The organism is Pseudomonas sp. B40(2017) (assembly GCF_002112855.1).
Lineage (GTDB): Bacteria > Pseudomonadota > Gammaproteobacteria > Pseudomonadales > Pseudomonadaceae > Aquipseudomonas > Aquipseudomonas pharyngis.
This window is the reverse complement of sequence record NZ_NEIT01000004.1, coordinates 300108-320891: the sequence shown is the minus strand read 5'-3', so window position 1 is coordinate 320891 and position 20784 is coordinate 300108. Positions and strand designations below refer to the sequence as shown.

The 20784-nt window shown below is 59.9% G+C and carries 12 protein-coding genes; 4 read left to right on the top strand and 8 right to left on the bottom strand.

Features of this window, described 5'->3' with window-relative positions; genetic code table 11:
• Nucleotides 1–113 precede the first annotated feature (113 nt).
• Entirely contained in the window at nucleotides 114–1334 is a 1221-nt protein-coding gene (locus CAF76_RS12175) for an aspartate aminotransferase family protein (RefSeq protein WP_064598809.1), read from the bottom strand.
• Between the two features lie 537 nt (nucleotides 1335–1871).
• On the opposite strand from CAF76_RS12175, the gene CAF76_RS12170 reads away from it, so the two are divergent.
• On the top strand, nucleotides 1872–9380 hold the full coding sequence (locus CAF76_RS12170; protein WP_256579608.1) for a dermonecrotic toxin domain-containing protein: 7509 nt from the start codon (nucleotides 1872–1874) through the stop codon (nucleotides 9378–9380).
• A 45-nt stretch (nucleotides 9381–9425) separates the two neighbouring features.
• Here CAF76_RS12170 and argR read toward each other — a convergent pair whose 3' ends face one another.
• The 7 genes from argR to acs all read right to left on the bottom strand — a co-directional run bounded on the left by argR (nucleotide 9426) and on the right by acs (nucleotide 17368).
• A complete protein-coding gene (gene argR / locus CAF76_RS12165; protein WP_085647357.1) occupies nucleotides 9426–10406 on the bottom strand; it encodes a transcriptional regulator ArgR in 981 nt (326 codons plus the stop codon).
• A 111-nt stretch (nucleotides 10407–10517) separates the two neighbouring features.
• Entirely contained in the window at nucleotides 10518–11282 is a 765-nt protein-coding gene (locus CAF76_RS12160) for an ABC transporter ATP-binding protein (RefSeq protein ID WP_003227281.1), read from the bottom strand.
• A 23-nt stretch (nucleotides 11283–11305) separates the two neighbouring features.
• Nucleotides 11306–12418, bottom strand: coding sequence for a succinylglutamate desuccinylase/aspartoacylase family protein (locus CAF76_RS12155; protein WP_085647356.1), 1113 nt, complete (start codon nucleotides 12416–12418; stop codon nucleotides 11306–11308).
• Nucleotide 12419: 1 nt separating this feature from the next.
• Nucleotides 12420–13118 carry an ABC transporter permease gene (locus CAF76_RS12150; protein WP_007951062.1) on the bottom strand — a complete coding sequence of 233 codons (699 nt, stop codon included), beginning with the start codon at nucleotides 13116–13118 and terminating at the stop codon, nucleotides 12420–12422.
• Nucleotides 13115–13804, bottom strand: a complete 690-nt coding sequence (locus tag CAF76_RS12145) for an ABC transporter permease (RefSeq protein ID WP_007951063.1) — start codon at nucleotides 13802–13804, stop codon at nucleotides 13115–13117. The genes CAF76_RS12150 and CAF76_RS12145 overlap by 4 nt, the downstream gene beginning before the upstream one ends.
• A gap of 91 nt (nucleotides 13805–13895) precedes the next feature.
• The gene (locus CAF76_RS12140) at nucleotides 13896–14669 is read right to left on the bottom strand and encodes an ABC transporter substrate-binding protein (protein WP_007951064.1); all 774 of its coding nucleotides are present in this window, start codon (nucleotides 14667–14669) and stop codon (nucleotides 13896–13898) included.
• Nucleotides 14670–15412: 743 nt separating this feature from the next.
• Nucleotides 15413–17368 carry an acetate--CoA ligase gene (gene acs, locus CAF76_RS12135; RefSeq protein WP_007951065.1) on the bottom strand — a complete coding sequence of 652 codons (1956 nt, stop codon included), beginning with the start codon at nucleotides 17366–17368 and terminating at the stop codon, nucleotides 15413–15415.
• A 453-nt stretch (nucleotides 17369–17821) separates the two neighbouring features.
• On the opposite strand from acs, the gene CAF76_RS12130 reads away from it, so the two are divergent.
• The 3 genes from CAF76_RS12130 (at nucleotide 17822) to CAF76_RS12120 (ending at nucleotide 20765) form a co-directional block, all read left to right on the top strand.
• Nucleotides 17822–18082, top strand: coding sequence for a DUF2790 domain-containing protein (locus CAF76_RS12130; protein WP_011335542.1), 261 nt, complete (start codon nucleotides 17822–17824; stop codon nucleotides 18080–18082).
• A gap of 554 nt (nucleotides 18083–18636) precedes the next feature.
• Complete coding sequence (locus CAF76_RS12125; protein WP_007951068.1) at nucleotides 18637–19887, top strand: ribonucleotide-diphosphate reductase subunit beta; 1251 nt, start codon at nucleotides 18637–18639, stop codon at nucleotides 19885–19887.
• A gap of 347 nt (nucleotides 19888–20234) precedes the next feature.
• Nucleotides 20235–20765 carry a Bro-N domain-containing protein gene (locus tag CAF76_RS12120; protein WP_085647616.1) on the top strand — a complete coding sequence of 177 codons (531 nt, stop codon included), beginning with the start codon at nucleotides 20235–20237 and terminating at the stop codon, nucleotides 20763–20765.
• The last annotated feature ends 19 nt before the right edge of the window (nucleotides 20766–20784 follow it).

Here is a 20784-nt window from a genome sequence, read left to right as displayed (position 1 = left end):
ACTTCAGGTCGGCGAAAGCGCCGACTCGGGAAAAAAATGCCGGGCAGGCCCGGCACAGGAAAATGGTCCCGGCGCCTGTCGATGACGACAGACGCCGGGCGGTCTTGCATGAATCAGGCTTGCGTCAGTTTCGCCGCAGCACGTTCGAAGCGGTCCAGACCGGCGTCGATGTCCGCGTCTTCAACCACCAGGCTCGGGGCGAAACGGATCACGTCCGGGCCAGCCTGCAGAATCATCAGGCCTTCTTGTTCGGCGGCGTTGAAGATGTCCTTGGCCTTGCCTTTCCAGGCATCGCTCAGCACGCAACCGATCAGCAGACCGAGACCGCGCACCTGGGTGAACAGGCCGTACTTCTCGCCGATCTGCTGCAGGCGGGTCTTGAACTTGTCGTGCTTGGCGTTGACGCCGTTCAGCACCTCAGGGGTGTTGATCACGTCAATCACTGCCTCAGCCACGGCGCACGCCAGCGGGTTGCCGCCGTAAGTGGTGCCGTGAGTGCCGACGACCAGATGCTTGGCCAGCGCTTCGGTGGTCAGCATCGCGGCGATCGGGAAACCGCCGCCCAGGCTCTTGGCGCTGGTCAGGATGTCCGGAACCACACCGAAATGCTGGTAGGCGAACAGGTTGCCGGTGCGGCCCATGCCGGTCTGCACTTCGTCGAACACCAGCAGCGCGTTGTTGGCGTCGCACAGTTCACGGGCGCCTTGCAGGTAAGCCAGCTCGGCCGGCAGCACGCCGCCTTCACCCTGGATCGGCTCCAGAACGACCGCGCAGGTCTTGTCGGAAACAGCGGCTTTCAGCGCTGCCAGATCGTTGTACGGCACGTGGGTGATGCCGGTGATTTTCGGGCCGAAACCGTCGGAGTACTTCGACTGGCCACCGACGTTCACGGTGAACAGGGTGCGGCCGTGGAAGCTGTTGAGCGCGGCGATGATTTCGTACTTTTCGGTGCCGAAACGGTCGAACGCGACGCGGCGGGCCAGCTTGAAGGCGGCCTCGTTGGCTTCGGCGCCGGAGTTGCAGAAGAACACGCGCTCGGCAAAGGTGGCGTCGATCAGCTTGTGCGCCAGACGCAGGGCCGGCTCGTTGGTGAACACGTTGGACACGTGCCACAGCTTGTTCGCTTGCTCGGTCAAGGCACCGACCAGCGCCGGATGCGCGTGACCCAATACGTTGACGGCGATACCGCCGGCGAAGTCGATCAGCTCGCGGCCGGCCTGATCCCAGACGCGGGAACCGGCGCCACGCACCGGAATGAAAGCGGCAGGCGCGTAGTTGGGAACCATAACCTGGTCGAAATCGGCGCGTTGTACCGCAGCGTGCTCAACGGACATCGGAGTCTCCTGATGAGGGCCACCCGCCTGAAACTGGCGAGCGATGGGGGGATTGTAAGGACAGTTTTCAGCCCGGCCTTGCCGCCAAGCGACAACTTCTTATAGCGCAAACCACGGATTTTCCCGGGTTTACGGCAATGCGACATATACCGTCGCAAAGGCGCAGTTTAAACCGTCGACGACAATTGCAGCAGGCCTGCGAGGATATCAATTCCACAGCTTGTCGCTGCGATAACTATGTACCGCACTTCATCGTGCGCATTTTGATTCGCTTGGCACTTTTCCAGACGCCAAGGCGCAATCACCATGCAATCACCGACCGAAAAACCACCCGTGCCTCCTCTGGCTTCCGAGTACGCCCCGCTTCATTCGCCGCCACACTATCAACCCCTTCTCAATGGCATCCCTGAATGGCTGGGCAAGTCTTCGCAGACCAGGCGCGACGCACTGAAAAATGCGCGCAGAACAATTCCCGACACATTCAAGTTGGCACCACGGGCACAACACCTCGCGCTACGCGCCGCCATCGCAGATCACATGCAGGTGCAAAACAGTGTCGATCAGTTGCTGGAAGGCGTGCAGGACGCCCACACTTTTGCCGAACCCTTGCTGAAAACCGGGTTGAAATCACGCTACGGACTTGAGCTGGACGTGAGGGCAACTTTCCTGCGCCTCTATATTCCGATCACGCCGCCCGGCCTTTCCATCCGCACCGGCGTACGGGTCTGGACGGTTTCCTTGCTGGACGCGGCGCTGCACAACTTCGAAGAACATGAAACACGAGCCGACGCCTACGACAGCGACTCCTGCTTCATCAGCAAACCGTCGGCCACAGGACAGTTCGAGACACGGCCGGCGCTCGGCGCACAAATCGGCATACCTGCTTTCACGGGCCTGTGCCGGGAGCTGGATATCGGTGCCGGCTACAAGCGCTACCTTGAAACCAGCCTCGGTATCTCCGATCCTGCCATGGCCGCTGAATTGACCCCGAAGGTCAAGGCGACCCAGATCGCAGGTCTCAAAGCCGCGCTTGAGCTGGCGCGCCTCAACCGGGATATCGACGAACGCTGGTATCGCCTGATCGGCGGCCTGAGCGACGGTTTGCAGGGCATGCGGGTGAACGGCCAGACCCTGCGCTGTCACGATCTGACGATGATGTCGGCGGAGCTGGCAGGTATCGTGATTTTTGCGCCAGACCTGGAACAGGCAGGCACACCGTCAGGCGTGGTGGCCTACGTGCCAGGCGACCCTGAGCACCCGGTCAAATACTATGCCTCGACCGCCGAACTGGAGAAGGAACTCACCCGTCAGTTGCGCTCCCCGCAGTACCAGCAATTTTTCAGCGGATTCGTCGCCCTTGCCCAGCGGGGGCAATTCTTCTCCGAGCTGAACCGGCGCCTGAGCCAAGTGAAATGGCACGCCCCCGAACCCGGCAACCCTCAGCCCACCTGGCGCGATACCCCCATTGAGCACCCCAAGTTGCAACTGGCGATCAGCGCCATCGCTGGCGACCTGTCGGAACACCTTTATCAACGCAAGCTGAACAAGATACTCAACGACGCCGCCACCCTTGCCGTCCCGACCGCGGCCGTCGACCGCAATGCCCGCTGGGCACGATGGGATTCCTTTGTCAGCGTGGCGACGTCGATTCTCCAGATTGCCGCGTTTGTCGTGCTGCCCTTCGTGCCGTTCCTGGGTGAAATGATGATGGCTTACATGGCCTATCAGTTTCTCGACGAGGTATTCGAGGGCATTGTCGATTGGGCTCAAGGATTGGCCAGCGAGGCCGGCGAGCAGCTCTTCGCCGCGCTGGAATCCCTGGTGCAACTCGGCGCTTTCGGCATTGGCGGCAGTATCGCCCTGGCCGAACTTCCCAGGGTTCTGCCGGCCCCCGTCGTGGCCTTCATCGATCGTTTCCGGCCCGTCAAGTTGCGCAACGGCAGAACGCTGTATTGGAAGCCGGACCTGAAGCCCTACGAACAGCAGGCCCTGCCGCCCGATGGCAGCGTGCCGGGCCCGTCCGGCCTGCATGAGTATCAAGGACGCAAATGGCTGCCGGCCGAACAGGGGCACTACGCCGTCAGCCATTCGGGACAGCCGGACAAGTTATACATCGAACATCCGAGCCGACCGGACGCGTATCGCCCGACCGTTTTCCATAACGGTGAAGGCGCCTTCCATACCGAACTCGAGCGCCCGCTGGAATGGGACAGAGCGACGGTATTGCAGCGCCTGGGTCCAAATGTTGAATCGCTGCCCCCGGCGCGACGCGAACGGCTGCTCCAGGTCAGCGGTTGCGACGAAGACGTCCTGCGCAGGATGCACATGAACCGCGAGCCCATGCCGCCCTTGCTGGCCGACAGTCTCCAGCGTTTTCTGATTGATCGGGACTTGCAGGATTTCATCGACCGGATCGGCAGCAGCAAGGCCGAGGATTACCTCACCGCCGATCCGCTGATTCAACTCCAGCTTCTCAAGGATCAGCACCTGTGGCCCTCCGGCAGACGACTGCGCCTGTTCAGCGAACAGGGCGACGTCGTCTGGCAATCCTCCACCGATCAACAGTTGCCGCTGACGGACATCCATGAGAACAGACTGACCGACGGCGACTTGCTCAAGACTCTGCTGCAGACACTCGACAACCACGAAATCAATACGCTGCTTGAAGAGGAATTCGGCCAGGTGATCGCCCTTGAAGTACGCACCCGAAACCTGCGTGCCCGTCTGACGCAGATCGCGACAACTGAACGCACGGCCTTGTTCGAGACGCGCTATCAGGCGCTTCAACACCGCGATGAACCGCTGGCAAGAACCGTGGCCCTGCACGAACCTCGCCTGCCCGCAAAAATCAGCGAAGCGCTGCTCAATACTGCCACGGGTTCAGAACTGTTGGAGATCGAAGCCGGAAACTGGCCCGCTCGGCAACAGGAACTGGCGCAAGAGGCCCGGTTTGAACTGCGGGTGACTCGCGCCTACGAAGGGCTGGAGCTGGATTCGGTGCGCAACCCCGACTCCGACACCCTGGCGCTGCACAGCCTCCAGCGATTACCGGGCTGGTCTGGCGACGTGCGTCTGGAGGTACGCTCCGGATCCCCGCAAGGACTACTGCTCGACAGCACGGGTCCCGAATCGGCCGCCATCAGGAGGGTACTGGTACTCGACGCCAACGGTCGATGGAAGCCGTATGACCAGCACGGTCTGGAGTTGCAGGGGACCGCCGATTTCTACACCTGTGTTCTGCAAGCCTTGCCGGACGCCCAGCGCCAGGCATTGAACCTGCACATCGGTGAAGGTGAAAAGCTCAGGCAGGCCCTGCGTGACAATCCGCTGCCACGCAGTGATCTGCGCCTGACGATTGTCAACGAACCCCCTTCCCCGCCGGCCATCGAGACTCTGCGCCTGACCGGGGCACAAGGTTACGCCCGAGAAACGCCGCACACCCCGCGCACTCTGGAAAACCGCATCAGGCAGGTGTACCCGAGCCTGTTGCAGGGCGACTTGCAGGACATGGTCGCGCGACTGCAAGCCCACCCTCACGGGGCGAATGCAGAACTGTCGCGGCTCAGCCTCGAATACGCCCAGCTCGACAGCGACCTGAATCAGTGGATGCACGCCGCTGTTCCCAACAATCCGGAGACAGGGGGCTCTGCGTCCCTCGCCCGGCAGATGGCCAGCCTGCGCGACCGCCAACTGTTCGCCCATCTTCTGCGTAAATGCTGGCGCAGAGAAACCCCGGAAGCGACCGGTTTCCGTCTGTTGTTTTCAGAGCCACTGCCGGGAGACTTGCCCGTCCTGAGCGCCAGTTTCGATCACATCACAAACCTGGAACTGACCGGCACAGACAATCCCGGCGGCGTCGATGCATTTCTCCAGCGTTTTCCAAACTTGCAACGCCTGGCCCTGAACCATTTCGACCTGGACGACCTGCCGCAAAGTCTCCAGACGATGCGCTCGCTGCGACAACTGAGACTGCGCCAATGTGGCGTCGCTCTCACCCCACAAAACCAGCTGCTGCTGTCGTCACTCAACGAACTGACGGCGCTCGATCTGCAAGGTAACCCGTTGGGTATCACGATGGACGTCAACGGCCTTTCTGCGCTGACCTATCTCAATCTCATCGATACCGGCATTTCCGCACTGCCTGCCGGGCTGCTGGATCATCCGCGCCTCAGAAGCGCCTGGCTGGCCGGCAATCAGATCACTTCGCTGCCCGGTGTGCTGTTCGAGCTGTCGCCCAGCACCGGGGCGACATTCGATTTCGCCGGCAATCCACTTTCCAGTGCTACGCGTGAACAGGTGAAAGTCTATTTCAACCGCACCGGCAATTACATGGGCGTGCGGCCAGAGCAACCCGAGATCGACCGGACCAAAATGCTGTTCACCGACCTCAACGATCGCCAGGCCAGCGAGCTGATTTACCGACTTCCAGGCTCTCTCGCCCAAGGCCGGCTTCAGCTGGAACGATGGGAAGCCGAAATAACCCGTCTGACCGCAGATCTGGCCAGATGGGTCCGGGACATTCCAGACCGCAATCCACTCAGTGGCGAGACACTGACCCTCAATGAACGACTCGAAGAACTCTTTGCCAGGGAAACGTTCGCCGGGCGCCTCGAACGGCTATGGCGCCACCGTTCCACGACTCAGCCGCTGGTACGGGCCGAAACCTTGAATGCGCAGGCAACCTTCATGGGCGACATGCCCGTGCTGAGCGCGGATTTCAGTCACATCCGCACGTTGTCCTTGAGTGGCAACAAATCGATCACCTCCGCATCCTCATTCCTCGCCGGTTTCCCGCGGTTGACTACGCTGGTTCTGCGCGATTTCACCCTTGACCGGACTGCGCAAACGCTCGCCCGCCTTCCAGCTCTCGAAGCGCTGGTCCTGAAAAATTGCGGCGTGACCTTCAGTGCCGAAGCGCAAGCGGCACTGGCCGCCATGCCCGCGCTGGACTCCCTTGAGTTGCCCGGCAACCCATTGGGCGATTCACCCGATGTCGGCGCCTTGAGCCAACTCAACTACCTCGATCTTTCCAGCACGGGAATCAACGAAGCGCCAGTCGGCATGACTCGCCATCCGAACCTCAAAACGGCCATCGTCAGTGACAATCGGATCAGCGAATTTCCCGAGGATTTTTTTCAACTGCCGGCCACCGTCAGCGAAGGATTTGATTTTTCCGGCAACCCGCTGAGCGCTGAGACCCGGGAACGCATCAAGACCTACTCTCGGGAAATCGGTCCGGATTTCGGCGTACCTGCCGATAAAGCAGATATCGCAGCCACCAAAGCCCTGTTCCCCGCCCTGGACACCGAGGAAGCCAGCGACGTCTTCTATGGCTTGCCCGGCGACCTGGAACAGGGCCGCATCCTGCTCAGGCACTGGAAGGCGGAAATCGAACAACTGGTCGCGGACCTCGAACAATGGAAGACCGCGATTCCCGCCTCTCATCCGGTCAGCGGTCAACCGTTGAGCCCGACAGAGATGTTCGTCGAGCACACCAGGAGAACAGCCTTTGCCGACCAACTGGAGCGGTTGTGGCACATGCGGTCTTCGGACAACCCCAGGCAGCGGCACGACACCCTGATAACGACGCTTACGTTCATCGGCGAGCTACCTCGGTTGTCGGCGGACTTCAGCCATATTGCAGAGTTGTCAGTGCATGGAAGTACGACCCTGAGCGCCACCGACGCCTTTCTGGGGTCTTTCACCGGCTTACATCATCTGGAACTGCATGATTTCAACCTCGCAGAGATCCCGCGAGCCTGCGCACGAATGCCTTCGCTGCAACGCCTGATCCTGGAAAACTGCAGGTTGTCACTGACTTCGCCTGGCCAGACCATCCTTTCCTCTTTGAATGCCCTGCAGTATCTGAATCTGAGTCGCAACCCGCTGGGTACGCCTCCGCCTCTCGACAGCCTGCCGGCACTGATTCATTTGCGTCTGGTCGATACCCAACTGACCAGCGTGCCGGACGGCCTGCTCACACACCCGCGCCTGACTGTCGCAATCTTCGATCGCAACCGGATCAGCGAACTGCCCGAAGACCTGTTCGATATTCCGATGAACACCCCCCGACAATTCACCTTCGCCGACAACCCGCTGACCCCGGCCACTCGCGATCGGGTCAAAGTCTGCTTCCAGGAGCACCGGCAAAACTTCGGCGTCTCCATGCCCAACGAAGACCTGGACCGGCTCATAGAACTGTTCCCGTCAGTGGATCGCGAGGATGCCGAACGCGTCTTGTACCTGCTGCCTGGAACCATCGAGCAAGGGCGTGCGCAGATTGCCCGCTGGGAATCGGAATTGCAGCAACTGGTCGAAGCCCTGCACCGCTGGGTGGGCGATATTCCCGAGCGTTTCCCCGCTACCGATGAAGTACTCAGTCAAATCGAACGCGATACCGAGCGTGCCGAACGCGAGGCCTTTCGCCTGGAACTCGAGGCGTTCTGGCGCGAGCGACTGGAGGAGAATCCGGAAACACGAGCTGTGACGCTGAGCCTCAATCTTGCGTTCATCGGCGACATGCCCACCTTGAGCACTGACTTCAGCCACGTCACGGCGCTGTCGCTTCATGGCAATTCACAACTGCGGATCAATGACAACTTTCTGCACTGTTTTCCCGGCCTCGAAACCCTGGAGCTGCGCGAACTGGCGCTCGGACGCATTCCACAATCGATCACCCGCATGCCTGCACTCGAGGAGCTGGCATTGAGCGACTGCGACGTGGTGCTGGACAGCGAAGGCCACACCGTTCTTGGAATGCTGACCCGACTCAAAAGCCTGGATCTGTATCGCAATCCACTGGGCATGGTGCCTGACTTGCGCAACCTGCGAGCACTGGAGTACCTCGACCTGTCGGCGACGGCCATCACCGAACTTCCCGCGGGGCTGTTGAACCACCCCGCGCTTGAAACGGTTGTACTCAACAACAACCGCATCACCGAGCTTCCCGAAGATGTCTTCGCCTTGCCGGCAGCCGTCGGCAATGGCTATGACTTCGGCGACAATCCCTTGAATGCCGCCACCCGTGACCGGATCAAGATTTACTATCGCCGTAACGGCGAAGACCTTGGGGTCATGGCCGAAATGACAGACCTGATCCGAGTCCAGACCCTGTACCCCGCCCTCGACGACGAACAGGCGAGCGCCTTCGTCTACCGACTGAACGGCTCGCTGGCGGATGGGCGGAGCGAACTGACACGTCTTGAAACCGAACTGGCAACATTGCTGGGTGATCTTGCGGCATGGGAGGCCGACCTGCCGGTCAATGACATCAGCGGCCAGCCACTCGACGCCGCGGAGCGCCTGAAAGAAGAGCGAAACCGTGCGCGTTTCAAGGAGGAATTGCTGACCTGCTGGCGCAAGACACCGCTGGAAGGCGCGGATATCGAAGATCACCGCTTCGCGTCGAGCCTGCCGCTACGAGGTGAACTGCCGACACTGACGGCGCAATTCGGCCACGTATCGGATCTGTACCTGCTCAGTGTCAGCGATCACTCGCCGCGCATCGGCCGTTTCCTGGAGGCGTTCCCCAGTCTTGATAGCCTCGATATCCGAGGCTACGACCTGAGAACCGTCCCCGCAGCCATCTTCAGGATGGGGCGTCTGACGTCGCTGAGCCTGCCGGAATGCAACATCACCCTGACGCCAAAAGATGTGAACGGCCTGGCGGGGCTGCACACTCTCGAGCTCTTGCACCTGCAGGACAACCCGCTTGGACTGGCTCCCGACCTGAGCAACCTGCAGGCACTGACCGATCTGGACTTGAGCACGACCGGCATCCGCGAAATTCCCAAGGGTGCGCTTGGCAACTTCAACTGGATGGAAATCGATCTGTCAGGTAATGAAATCAGCGAAATGCCGGACGAACTGATGGAGGTACCGGCCTATGTCGGTGATCGCTACGATTTACGTGGCAACCCCTTTTCCATGCGTGCGATGAACCGCATCCGAGCCTATTTCCAGGAGACGGGCAACACCCTGAACGTCGACGGCATTCTCGATCATCCGCCCCAGGTCATACGGCCCGTCGTCAATATCGAAGACTGAGCAAGACCTGGAGTATCAGCGCCCTCGAGGCGCCGATACCCGGAATCAACCGCGCTCGGGCGGCACCGAGGACAGCTCGAACGGGCTGCTGCTGCGCCGCTGGTTGCGGTCTTCCCGCGGCGTGGCGCCGAAGAAGTTGCGATAGGCGCTGGAGAAATGCGGCCCCGAGGAGAAACCGCACGACAGGCCGATCTGGATGATCGACTTGCTGGTCTGCATCAACATCTGCCGGGCCTTGTTCAGGCGCAGTTCCAGGTAGTACTGGCTCGGCACGCGGTTGAGGTATTGCTTGAAGATCCGCTCCAGCTGGCGACGGGACACGCACACATGCTGGGCGATTTCGTCGGTGGTCAGCGGCTCTTCGATGTTGGCTTCCATCAGCAGCACCGCCTGGGTGAGCTTCGGATGGCTGGAGCCGAGGCGGTTCTGCAATGGAATGCGCTGACGCTCGCCGCCTTCGCGGATGCGTTCGACCACCAGTTCTTCAGAGACCGCACCGGCCAGTTCCGCACCATGATCGCGGGCCAGGACTGCCAGTAACAGATCGAGCACCGACATGCCGCCGCACGCCGTCAGCCGATCGCGATCCCAGTCGAACAGATGGCTGGTGGCGATGACTTTCGGGAAGCGCTCGGCGAAATCGTCCTGCCAGCGCCAGTGCACCGCTGCGCGGTAACCGTCGAGCAGACCGAGGTGCGCCAGCGGATACACGCCAGCCGACAAACCACCGATCACACAACCGGCGCGTACCAGTTGCTTGAGCGCGCTGCTGAGTGCCGGCGCCAAAGCTGTCGGTGGCTCATCGGCGAGCAGGAACAGTTTCTGGAAGTTTTCGAGTTTGCCGGCCCAGGGTTCGCCGGGCAGTTGCCACTCACCTTCGGTCGGTGCTTCGGCCTGCAGGAACGACAATTCGTAAACCACATCCGGATGCACACGCTGGGCAACACGCAAGGCCTCCTCCGCCAGCGCCAAAGTCAGAGCTTTAGTGCTGGGCCAAATCAGGAAACCAATTCGATGGGCAGTCATGGCGGGCGATCCGAAACGTAAACAGAGGGAAAAACCGAAATCGGCTGCAACCAAATTAGACCATCTGGCGCGCTGCGCAGCATGACCTAATCTGGTGCATAACGGGAGCGATTACTTGAGGCTGCCCGAGAGGAATTGTTGCAAACGTTCCGATTGCGGATTGACCAGCACTTCACGTGGGTTGCCGCTTTCTTCGACGACGCCTTTGTGCAGGAACACCAACTGGTTCGACACTTCACGGGCGAAGCCCATTTCGTGGGTCACCACCACCATGGTGCGGCCTTCCTGAGCGAGGGCCTGCATGACTTTCAGCACGTCGCCGACCAGTTCCGGGTCGAGGGCCGAAGTCGGTTCGTCGAACAGCATCACTTCCGGTTCCATCGCCAGCGCACGGGCGATTGCCACACGCTGCTGCTCGCCACCGGACATATGCCCCGGGAACGCATCCTTACGGTGAGCCACGCCAACCTTGTTCAGGTAGTGCTCGGCTTTTTCGCGGGCTTCGGCCTTGGACACGCCCAGCACGTGAACCGGCGCCTCCATGATGTTTTCCAGCGCGGTCATGTGCGACCACAGGTTGAAGTGCTGGAACACCATCGACAGACGCGAACGCATGCGTTGCAGCTGCTTCGGATCAGCGGCTTTCAGCGCGCCGTCCTTGTTGGCCACCAGTTTCAGCTCTTCGTTGTTGAGCAGGATCTTGCCCGCGTGCGGCTGCTCGAGCAGGTTGATGCAACGCAGGAAAGTACTTTTGCCGGAGCCACTGGAGCCGATGATGCTGATCACATCGCCGGCGGCCGCTTTCAGGGAAACGCCCTTGAGCACTTCGTGACTGCCATAGCGTTTATGCAGGTCTTGGACTTCAAGTTTGTACATGCGGTCGGTTCTCACAAAAACAGTCAGTCGTTGAGCAAAGGGCCGTCGCGCAGCGCATCGCGCCCCGCCACTTTGGCCAGCCAGAAACCGGGTTGGGCGTAACGCAGCCGCTCAATGGCAAACAGCACCCCGGACGTACCAGCACACACCGTGCTGACCCGATCCGACAGCGGATCGATCACTTCGAAAATCTTGTCACCGGCTTCAACCCACTCGCCGGGCTTGCGCAGAAAACTCACCACCCCCGGATGCGGCGGCAGGAGCAATTCAGTGCCCTCGAACGGCATGCCTTCGCACGGTTCGTGCGCCGCGCTCGGCCACTCGCCACGGATCAGGCCCTGCTCGGCGAGGAACGCCAGAATGCCTTCGGCCCAGGCTTCGGCCTGCGCCGGCGTGGTGTCAGCCTGACCGCCGAGTTCAACGGTGGTCGCCAGGCACGCCAGTGGAATCTGCGCGTCCGGGAACAGCCGCGACAGGCGCAGCCACGGCAGCGAACAGGCCTCGTCGAACGAGCTGCCGCCGGAGTCTTCCGCCAGCAAACCGACCTTCACGTCCAGGTGCGCGGCGAGCGAACGCCACTGCGGCCAGTGTTGCGGCAAGGCGTACATGTGCAGCGCGGCTTCGCAGTCGCAATGCAGGTCCAGCACCACATCGGCGGTGGCGGCATGTTGCAGCAGGATGCGCTGCATGCCTTGCAACTGGCTGCTGGCCTCGGGCAATGCGGCCAGGTGATCGGCCATTGCCTGACGGATCAGACGGATGTTGGCGTGCGGATCATCACCGAGTTGTCCTTCCAGCCTAGCGGCCACGGGGGCGCTGAGCTCGACGAAATCTCGGTTGAAATTCTTGCCGCTGCCGGCCTCGAAGCGGCCCTGATGGTTGCCTTGCAACAACTGGCCAAGGCCCAGCGGGTTGGCCACCGGCACCAGTTCGATGACGCCGTTGAGCAGGCCCCTGGCTTCGAGTTCGCCGAGGCGTTTTTTCAATTCCCAGGCGGTGCGCATGCCGGGCAGTTCGTCAGCGTGGAGGCTGGCCTGGATGTAGGCCTTGCGCTCGCCGCTGCCGAAACGAAAAACCGAAATCCGGCGCTCGCTGCCCAGGTGGCTCCACGGCAGAACGTGGTCGATACGTTCCATATCAGTGCTTCCTCGGGGCCAAGTAGCTCAGCCAGCGACGCTCGGCCAGCTTGAACAGGCGCACCAGAATGAAAGTCAGGCACAGGTAGAACACGCCGGCGGTGATGTACGCTTCGAACGGCAGGTAGAACTGCGCATTCACGGTACGGGCCGCGCCGGTGATGTCGATCAGGGTCACGATGGAGGCCAGACTGGTGGTCTGCAGCATCATGATCACTTCGTTGCTGTACTGCGGCAGCGCCCGGCGCAGGGCCGATGGCAGCAGGATGCGCTTGTACATCTTGAAGCGCGACATGCCCATGGCCTTGGCCGCTTCGATCTCGCCGTTCGGCGTGGCCTTCAGGCTGCCGGCAATGATTTCGGCGGTGTAGGCGCTGGTGTTGATCGCGAACGCCAGGCAGGCACAGAACGTTGCGCTGGACAGCCACGGCCACAAGAAGCTTTCACGCACCGCTTCGAACTGGGCCAAACCGTAGTAGATCAGGAACAGTTGCACCAGCATCGGCGTGCCGCGAATCACGTAGGTGTACAGCCAGGCCGCGCCGTTGACCACGGCGTTCTTGGACACACGCATCAGCCCCAGCGGCAGGGCCGCGAGCAGGCCGAAGAACAGCGACAGCGCGAGCAACTTGAGGGTCGTGACCAGACCGCCGAGGTACAGCGGCAGGGCCTCCCAAATGACGTTGTAGTCGAAGATCATAGATCAGCCGCCCTTACGCCTACCGAGTAGCGCTTCTCAAGGTGACGCAGCGCCAGCAACGAGACACTGGTGATCACCAGGTACATCGCCGCCACTGCGAGGAAGAAGGTGAAAGGCTCGCGGGTGGCGTCGGCCGCCTGCTTGGCCTTGAACATCATGTCTTGCAGACCGACCACGGAAATCAGCGCGGTGGCCTTGGTCAAGACCAACCAATTGTTGGTGAAGCCCGGAATCGCCAGACGGATCATCTGCGGCACCAGCACCCGGAAGAACACCTGGAAGCTGCTCATGCCGTACGCCATGCCGGCTTCGGCCTGACCTTTGGGGATTGCCATGAACGCGCCGCGGAAGGTTTCCGACAGGTACGCACCGAAGATGAAACCGAGGGTGCCGATACCGGCGGCCAGCGGATTCAGGTCGATGTAGTCGTCATAGCCGAGCATTGGCGCGACGCGGTTGAGCAGGTCCTGACCGCCGTAGAAGATCAGCAGGATCAGCACCAGGTCGGGAATCCCGCGAATCACCGTGGAATACAGATCGCCCAGCCACGCCAGCCAGCGCACCGGCGACAGGCGCAACGCGACGCCGATCAGCCCGAGAACGATGGCCAGGGCCATGGACGACAAGGCGAGCTGAAGCGTCAGCCAAGCGCCATCGAGGATGACAGCCCCGTAGCCTTTCAACATGATTCAGGTCCTCGAAAGTTGGGATGAAAAAATGGCGCAAACCGCAGAGATCCTGTTGCTTGCGCCATTTCGGACGGGTCGAGCGACGTCTTTACTTGCCGTAAATGTCGAAGTCGAAGTATTTGTCCTGGATTGCCTTGTACTTGCCGTTCTCGCGGATGGCCGCGATGGCGGTGTTGATCTTGTCTTTCAGGGCGTCGCCCTTGCGTACCGCGATGCCTACGCCGTCGCCGAAGTATTTGACGTCGGTGAACGCCGGGCCGACGAACGCGAAGCCTTTGCCGGCGTCGGTTTTCAGGAAGCCGTCATTCAACAGCGTAGCGTCCGCCACGGTGCCGTCGAGGCGGCCGGCGGCCACGTCGAGGTAGATTTCGTTCTGCGAGCCGTACGGCTTGATCTCGGCACCCAGCGGGGCCAGGACTTCGCGGGCGAAACGCTCGTGGATCGAACCCCGTTGTACGCCGATGTTCTTGCCTTTCAGCTCGGTCAGGCCTTCGCTGACAGCGGTGCCTTCCTTCATCACGAGGCGGGCCGGAGTGTTGTAATACTTGTTGGTGAAGTCCACGGACTTCTTGCGGTCGTCAGTGATCGACATGGACGACAGGATCGCGTCGATCTTGCGCACTTTCAGTGCCGGGATCAGACCGTCGAACTCTTGCTCGACCCACTGGCACTTGACCTTCATTTCTTCGCACAGCGCGTTGCCGATGTCGTAGTCGAAACCGACGATGCTGCCGTCCGGGGCTTTGGATGCGAATGGAGGGTAAGCCGCTTCGATACCGATTTTCAGAGGCTTTTCATCGGCGAACGTCGGCAGGGACAGCACGGACAGTGCCAGGGCGCCAAGCAGCACAAGTTTCTTCATCTTGGGACTCCATCGGTAAAGGGCAAAAACGGCAGAGTGAGCGACAGCCCAATATGCGAATGGGTGTAACGAAATCGGTTGCTGCGTGCGTGGGACAGTTCCAGTCAAAACCGCGACGGCTTCAACGCAAGCCACGACGAGCGAGTGATCGGCATTCTAACGACAGGCCCGAAGCCGATATTTCTTCAATGCGACAACTAATTACAGATGCACCGAGAAACCCGCTTGAGCACATTGACAGCCCTGCAATTTCATGCAAGAGCGAAAGACAGTGAACCGATCTATGCTGCAAATTGCGGGCCTATTATTCGCAAACCCTTCTAATCCGGCAAGCGCGGGGTTATGTCTTATTTTTCACCGGCGGTTTTGAGGCTCTAAAACGGGGCGATGCGTTTCTCATTGCCCCGTTGCGGGGCGGGCGGTTACACATTCGGTTACTTGAAGACTGACAGGTAACAGTGGCAATGGGCTGACGGAACAATTCGATAATTATTGGCTGCGGGTTTTGTGTTACATCAAAGAATTGCACCTTTGCATGACAAACCGCTTTCGCTGGCAAGCCAGCTCCCACAAGGATCTACGCTGCTCACGTAACCTCCAACACACCAAAAAACGGGAGCTGCGGTGCGACGATTCGACTTGCCAGCGAAGGGGCCAGCACTAACAACCCATAAACTCCAGACAACAAAAAGCCCCGTCCGGCGCGATGCCGGACGGGGCTTTTCAGCCTTCAGACCCGCCGCTTACGCGACGTTCATGGTCTTGTGCGTGTCGATCAGATGCTGCACCACACCCGGATCGGCCAGGGTGGAGATGTCGCCCAACCCTTCGTATTCAGCCGTAGCGATCTTGCGCAGGATACGGCGCATGATCTTGCCCGAACGGGTCTTCGGCAGCCCCGGCGCCCACTGGATCACGTCCGGCGAAGCAATCGGGCCGATCTCCTTGCGCACCCAGTTCTTCAGCTCCAGGCGCAGTTGCTCGCTCGGCTCTTCGCCATTTTTCAGGGTGACGTAGACATAAATGCCCTGCCCCTTAATGTCGTGCGGCACACCGACCACCGCCGCTTCGGCGACTTTCGGGTGAGCAACCATCGCACTTTCGATCTCGGCAGTGCCCATGCGGTGGCCGGAGACGTTGAGCACGTCGTCCACGCGACCGGTGATCCAGTAGTAACCATCGGCATCACGGCGCGCGCCGTCACCGGTGAAGTACATGCCACGGAAGGTCTTGAAGTAGGTGTCAACGAAACGATCGTGATCGCCGTACAGGGTGCGCGCCTGACCTGGCCACGAATCGAGAATCACCAGATTGCCTTCGGCCTCGCCCTCGATGATGTTGCCGAGGTTGTCCACCAGCGCCGGCACCACACCGAAGAACGGACGCGCCGCCGAACCCGGCTTCAGCGCATGAGCGCCCGGCAGCGGGCTCATCATGTTGCCGCCGGTTTCAGTCTGCCACCAGGTGTCGACGATCGGGCAACGGGATTTGCCGACATTTTTGTAGTACCAGTCCCAGGCTTCCGGGTTGATCGGCTCGCCCACCGAACCCAGCAGGCGCAGGCTGCTGCCGTCCGCACCTTCAACAGCGGCGGTGCCGGAGGCCATCATCGCGCGGATCGCGGTCGGTGCGGTGTAGAGGATGTTGACCTTGTGCTTGTCGACAATCTTCGCCACCCGGGTGATGTCCGGGTAGTTCGGCACGCCTTCGAACAGTAGCGTGGTCGCGCCGTTGGCCAGCGGGCCGTAGACAATGTAGGAGTGACCGGTGACCCAGCCCACGTCAGCGGTGCACCAGTAAATTTCGCCCGGACGGTAGTCGAACACGCGCTCGTGAGTCATCGCCGCGTACAACAGGTAACCGCCGGTGGTGTGCTGCACGCCCTTCGGCTTGCCGGTGGAGCCGGAGGTATAAAGGATGAACAGCGCTTCTTCGGCACCCATCTCTTTCGGCGCGCAGACAGTGCCCGCCACTTTCATCAGGTCTTCGTACCAGATGTCGCGATGCTGGTTCCACTTGATGTCGCCGCCGGTGCGCTTGCACACGATGACTTTCTGGATGCTGCTGGTTTCCGGGTTGGTCAGCGCGTCGTCGACGTTGGCCTTGAGGGAGATCTTCTTGCCGGCGCGGATGCCTTCATCCGCGGTGATCACCACTTTCGAGCGGCAGTCGATGATGCGGCCGGCCAGGGCTTCCGGCGAGAAACCGCCGAACACCACCGAGTGAATCGCGCCGATCCGGGTACAGGCCAGCATGGCGACCACGGCTTCGGGAATCATCGGCATATAAATGGTCACCACGTCGCCGCGGTGCACGTCCTGGCCACGCAGGGCGTTGGCGAGTTTGCACACTTGTTCGTGCAGTTCGCGGTAGGTGATGTTGCGGCTTTCGGAAGGATCGTCGCCTTCCCAAATGATGGCGACCTGGTCGCCGCGCTCGGCCAGATGACGGTCGAGGCAGTTGTAGGAAACGTTCAGGGTGCCGTCGGCAAACCACTTGATGTCGACATGGTGATCGTCGAACGAAGTCTGTTTCACCGTGGTGAAAGGCTTGATCCAGTCGAGACGCTTGGCTTGTTCGCGCCAGAAGCCGTCAGGGTTGACGACCGACTGTTGGTACATGGCTTTGTAGGTCGCCTCGTCGGTCAGCGTATTGGCCAGAACCTCGGGACGAACGGGATACAGGGAAGCCGCACTCATCTTTCCTACCTCGGTGTAATAGTTGTTTTTGTATGACCCTGTTGTAGCCGGGGCGCCCGTATAGAACCATTCGACGATGGTAGTAACAAGCCCCTACAAAACATCCAGAAATGCCACAGACACTCCTGAAGCAAACCCCGCAACCCTTGTGGGAGCTGGCGTGCCAGCGATTCAGACGACCCGGTTTCCCGAGAAAACCGCAGCGCTGGTAACACCCTCTCCAAGGATTGTTACCAAATCTGCCAAAGGTGTTTATCAAAACCGGGTCTGTTTACCCCTGCCCCGCCTCCCTAAAATTCACCTCGCCGACAAGGCAAAGCGATTAACAAGGTTACAGCCCCCACGAAGGCCGTTAATCCAGTTCTGAAGTAACAAAGCAAAACGATGAAGTTCCACACGCAACCCCAAAAAAGGTTGCGTGACCCCACTCGACCTCAAGAAGGTAAATTTCAAATGAAAGCTTTATTGGTTCTGGCCCTCAGCAGTCTGTGCGCAACCGCCATGGCAGACGAGGTTCCGACTGATGTCGCACAGCAACAACCAGCCATCGAGGAATACACTTACTCCACTCACCTGGACATCGCCAAAGTTGTTTCCATGAGCGAAGTTCCGAATGTCTGCGAAGTTGTTCCGGCGAAAATGGAATACGACGACTCCAAGGGTCAGCGTCACATCCTGCGTTACAGCATCATGGGCAACGGCTGCACCAATTGATGCGTTGAGACTGCACCGAATCGGATCACTCAGCGCTACATCGAGGGTCGATTCCAGCCCGGCTTCGGTCGGGCTCAGTTGTGTTTGAAGCGGCGCAAAAGGGTTGCAAAACACAAGATATAGTGAAAACCGCGGTTTTTTGCTCGTTTTTTGAGCAATCAATCACACGCCAAAAAATTAATGAAAAAATTTTCTCCGGGGCCAATCCCGGCGAAAGCCCTGTAAACCCTCGCTCCGATCGAAATCACCCGCGCGCTCGACCGCCCTGCGCTGTTTCGCCCTCCCCCACGCCCGTGTTTTTTTCCCTATAATGCCGCCCTAATCGGGTCAGCAATATTCCCTTACAGGGATCAAAGCCATTCTGAAGCCCCGCAGCAGCGACAACGCTGGCCTGCGCCCGTCAGAGGCTCTCGGAAACCCGTAAAAATTTTCTGTTTATTGCCTGCGTAGCACCGCTGCAAAAAACGACATCCAACGCGGCCTGTACGGCCGTGTGAAAAACCAACAATCAGTTTTCACACGGGCACAGGCCCTCACGCAGGAGACGACACGTCATGCTGAGCTGGGACGAATTCGACAAAGAAGACAGTGAAGTAGCAGCAGTGAAAGGCGCCAATGCCGGCCACGCTAGCGAAGCCAACATGGACCGCCTCGACAGCGCCGGCGGTGCCGCCGCCCTCGAAGCCCGCGCCGTGACCGCCGAAGACTCGGCCGCCGTGGCCCGCGCCAAGGCTGCACTGGATTCCCTCGACGTCGCCGAAGGCCTCGCCGAACTCGAAGGCTCCGCCGCCCGTGTCGCCGTTGACGAAAAGCGCATGATCAACTGCCGCGCCGACCTCAACCAGCTCGTGCCATTCAAGTACGACTGGGCCTGGCAGAAATACCTGGACGGCTGCGCAAACCACTGGATGCCGCAAGAAGTCAACATGACCGCCGACATCGCCCTCTGGAAAAACCCGGAAGGCCTGACCGACGACGAGCGCCGCATCGTGATGCGCAACCTCGGCTTCTTCTCCACCGCCGACTCCCTGGTTGCCAACAACCTGGCCCTGGCCGTGTACCGCCTGATCACCAACCCGGAATGCCGCCAGTACATCCTGCGCCAAGCGTTCGAAGAGGCGATCCACACCCACGCCTACCAGTACTGCATCGAATCGCTGGGCATGGATGAAGGCGAGATCTTCAACATGTACCACGAGATCCCGTCGGTCGCGAAAAAAGCCGCCTGGGGCCTGAAATACACCCGCGCCATCTCCGACCCGGAATTCAACACCGGCACCGTCGAAACCGACAAGGAACTGCTGCGCAACCTGATCGCCTACTACTGCGTTCTGGAAGGCATCTTCTTCTACTGCGGCTTCACCCAGATCCTCTCCATGGGCCGCCGCAACAAAATGACCGGCGTCGCCGAGCAGTTCCAGTACATCCTGCGCGACGAATCCATGCACCTGAACTTCGGCATCGACGTGATCAACCAGATCAAAATCGAAAACCCACACCTGTGGGATGCCGAAATGAAGGAAGAAGCCTCGCAGATGATCCTGCAAGGCACCCAGCTGGAAATCGAATACGCGCGTGACACCATGCCTCGCGGCGTACTGGGCATGAACGCGGCGATGATGGAGGACTACCTGAAGTTCATCGCTAACCGTCGTCTGTCGCAGATCGGTTTGAAGGAAGAGTACCCAGGGACCACTAACCCGTTCCCTTGGATGAGCGAGATTATGGACTTGAAGAAAGAGAAGAATTTCTTTGAGACTCGTGTGATTGAATATCAGACTGGTGGTGCGTTGAGCTGGGACTAATCGTCTCGTGAGACAAGATTTGACGATTGCTGCTTGAGTCGTCGAGTTGAGAAAGTAAAAAGCCCCGATTTGATCGGGGCTTTTTAATGGGCGGCTGATTGTCTTTTTCCATCCCTACGTTGCAGCGCTCAATCTCCTACAGCACTTACAGCCGCTTCGCATTGAAGCCAACCACAAGCACCTCTAAGCTCCGTTGCAGGTGCCTAAGAAACACCCAACGTAGAAAGTTCGGTCAGTCACACAGACGCGTATGCCGTCGGTGGAGCTGCCTCGCTCGTTGGGATTTCTTAAGTCCACTCTACGTTGGGGTCTGGCCCTCCAAAAATCTAAACGTAGAGGTAATGGATATGCCCGATCCTTTTTCTGTAACTGTCTTCTCGCGTCACAACCTCGCTCTACATGCCCTTCTACTCGAAAACCAAACGTGGTTCTGCGCTCGCGATGTCGGCCGCTTGATGGGTTTCCATCTGTGCGAACGAATGGTCAACAAGCTAGACAAGGATCAACGTCGCGTTTTGTGGATTGAGTATTTTCGGCAACCCGAAAAGCAGCTGATGCTAAGTGAGTCCGGTGTGTATGCGCTGCTGGTGTACCACTACGTCCCGGGGAACCGGTTGTTGCGGGAGTGGTTGACTCTGCAGGTGGTGCCGGCCTTGCGCGATGCAGAGCACTCAGGACATTCAGAACGACCGACGTTGAGTTTGTTGGATTGGCCGGAGATGTCATTGAGCCTGCTGCATTGGCAGGATGAAGGCTGGATTCGGCTACGGGATATGCCTTATCTGCTGAGCGATCAGACGCAACGACGGACATCGGGCAAGCCGTGGTGGAGAAAGGTTGCGCAGGTGTTTCAGTCTTCGAGGCATTCCATGGGCTAGTGATGGTGGTTGTAGGACT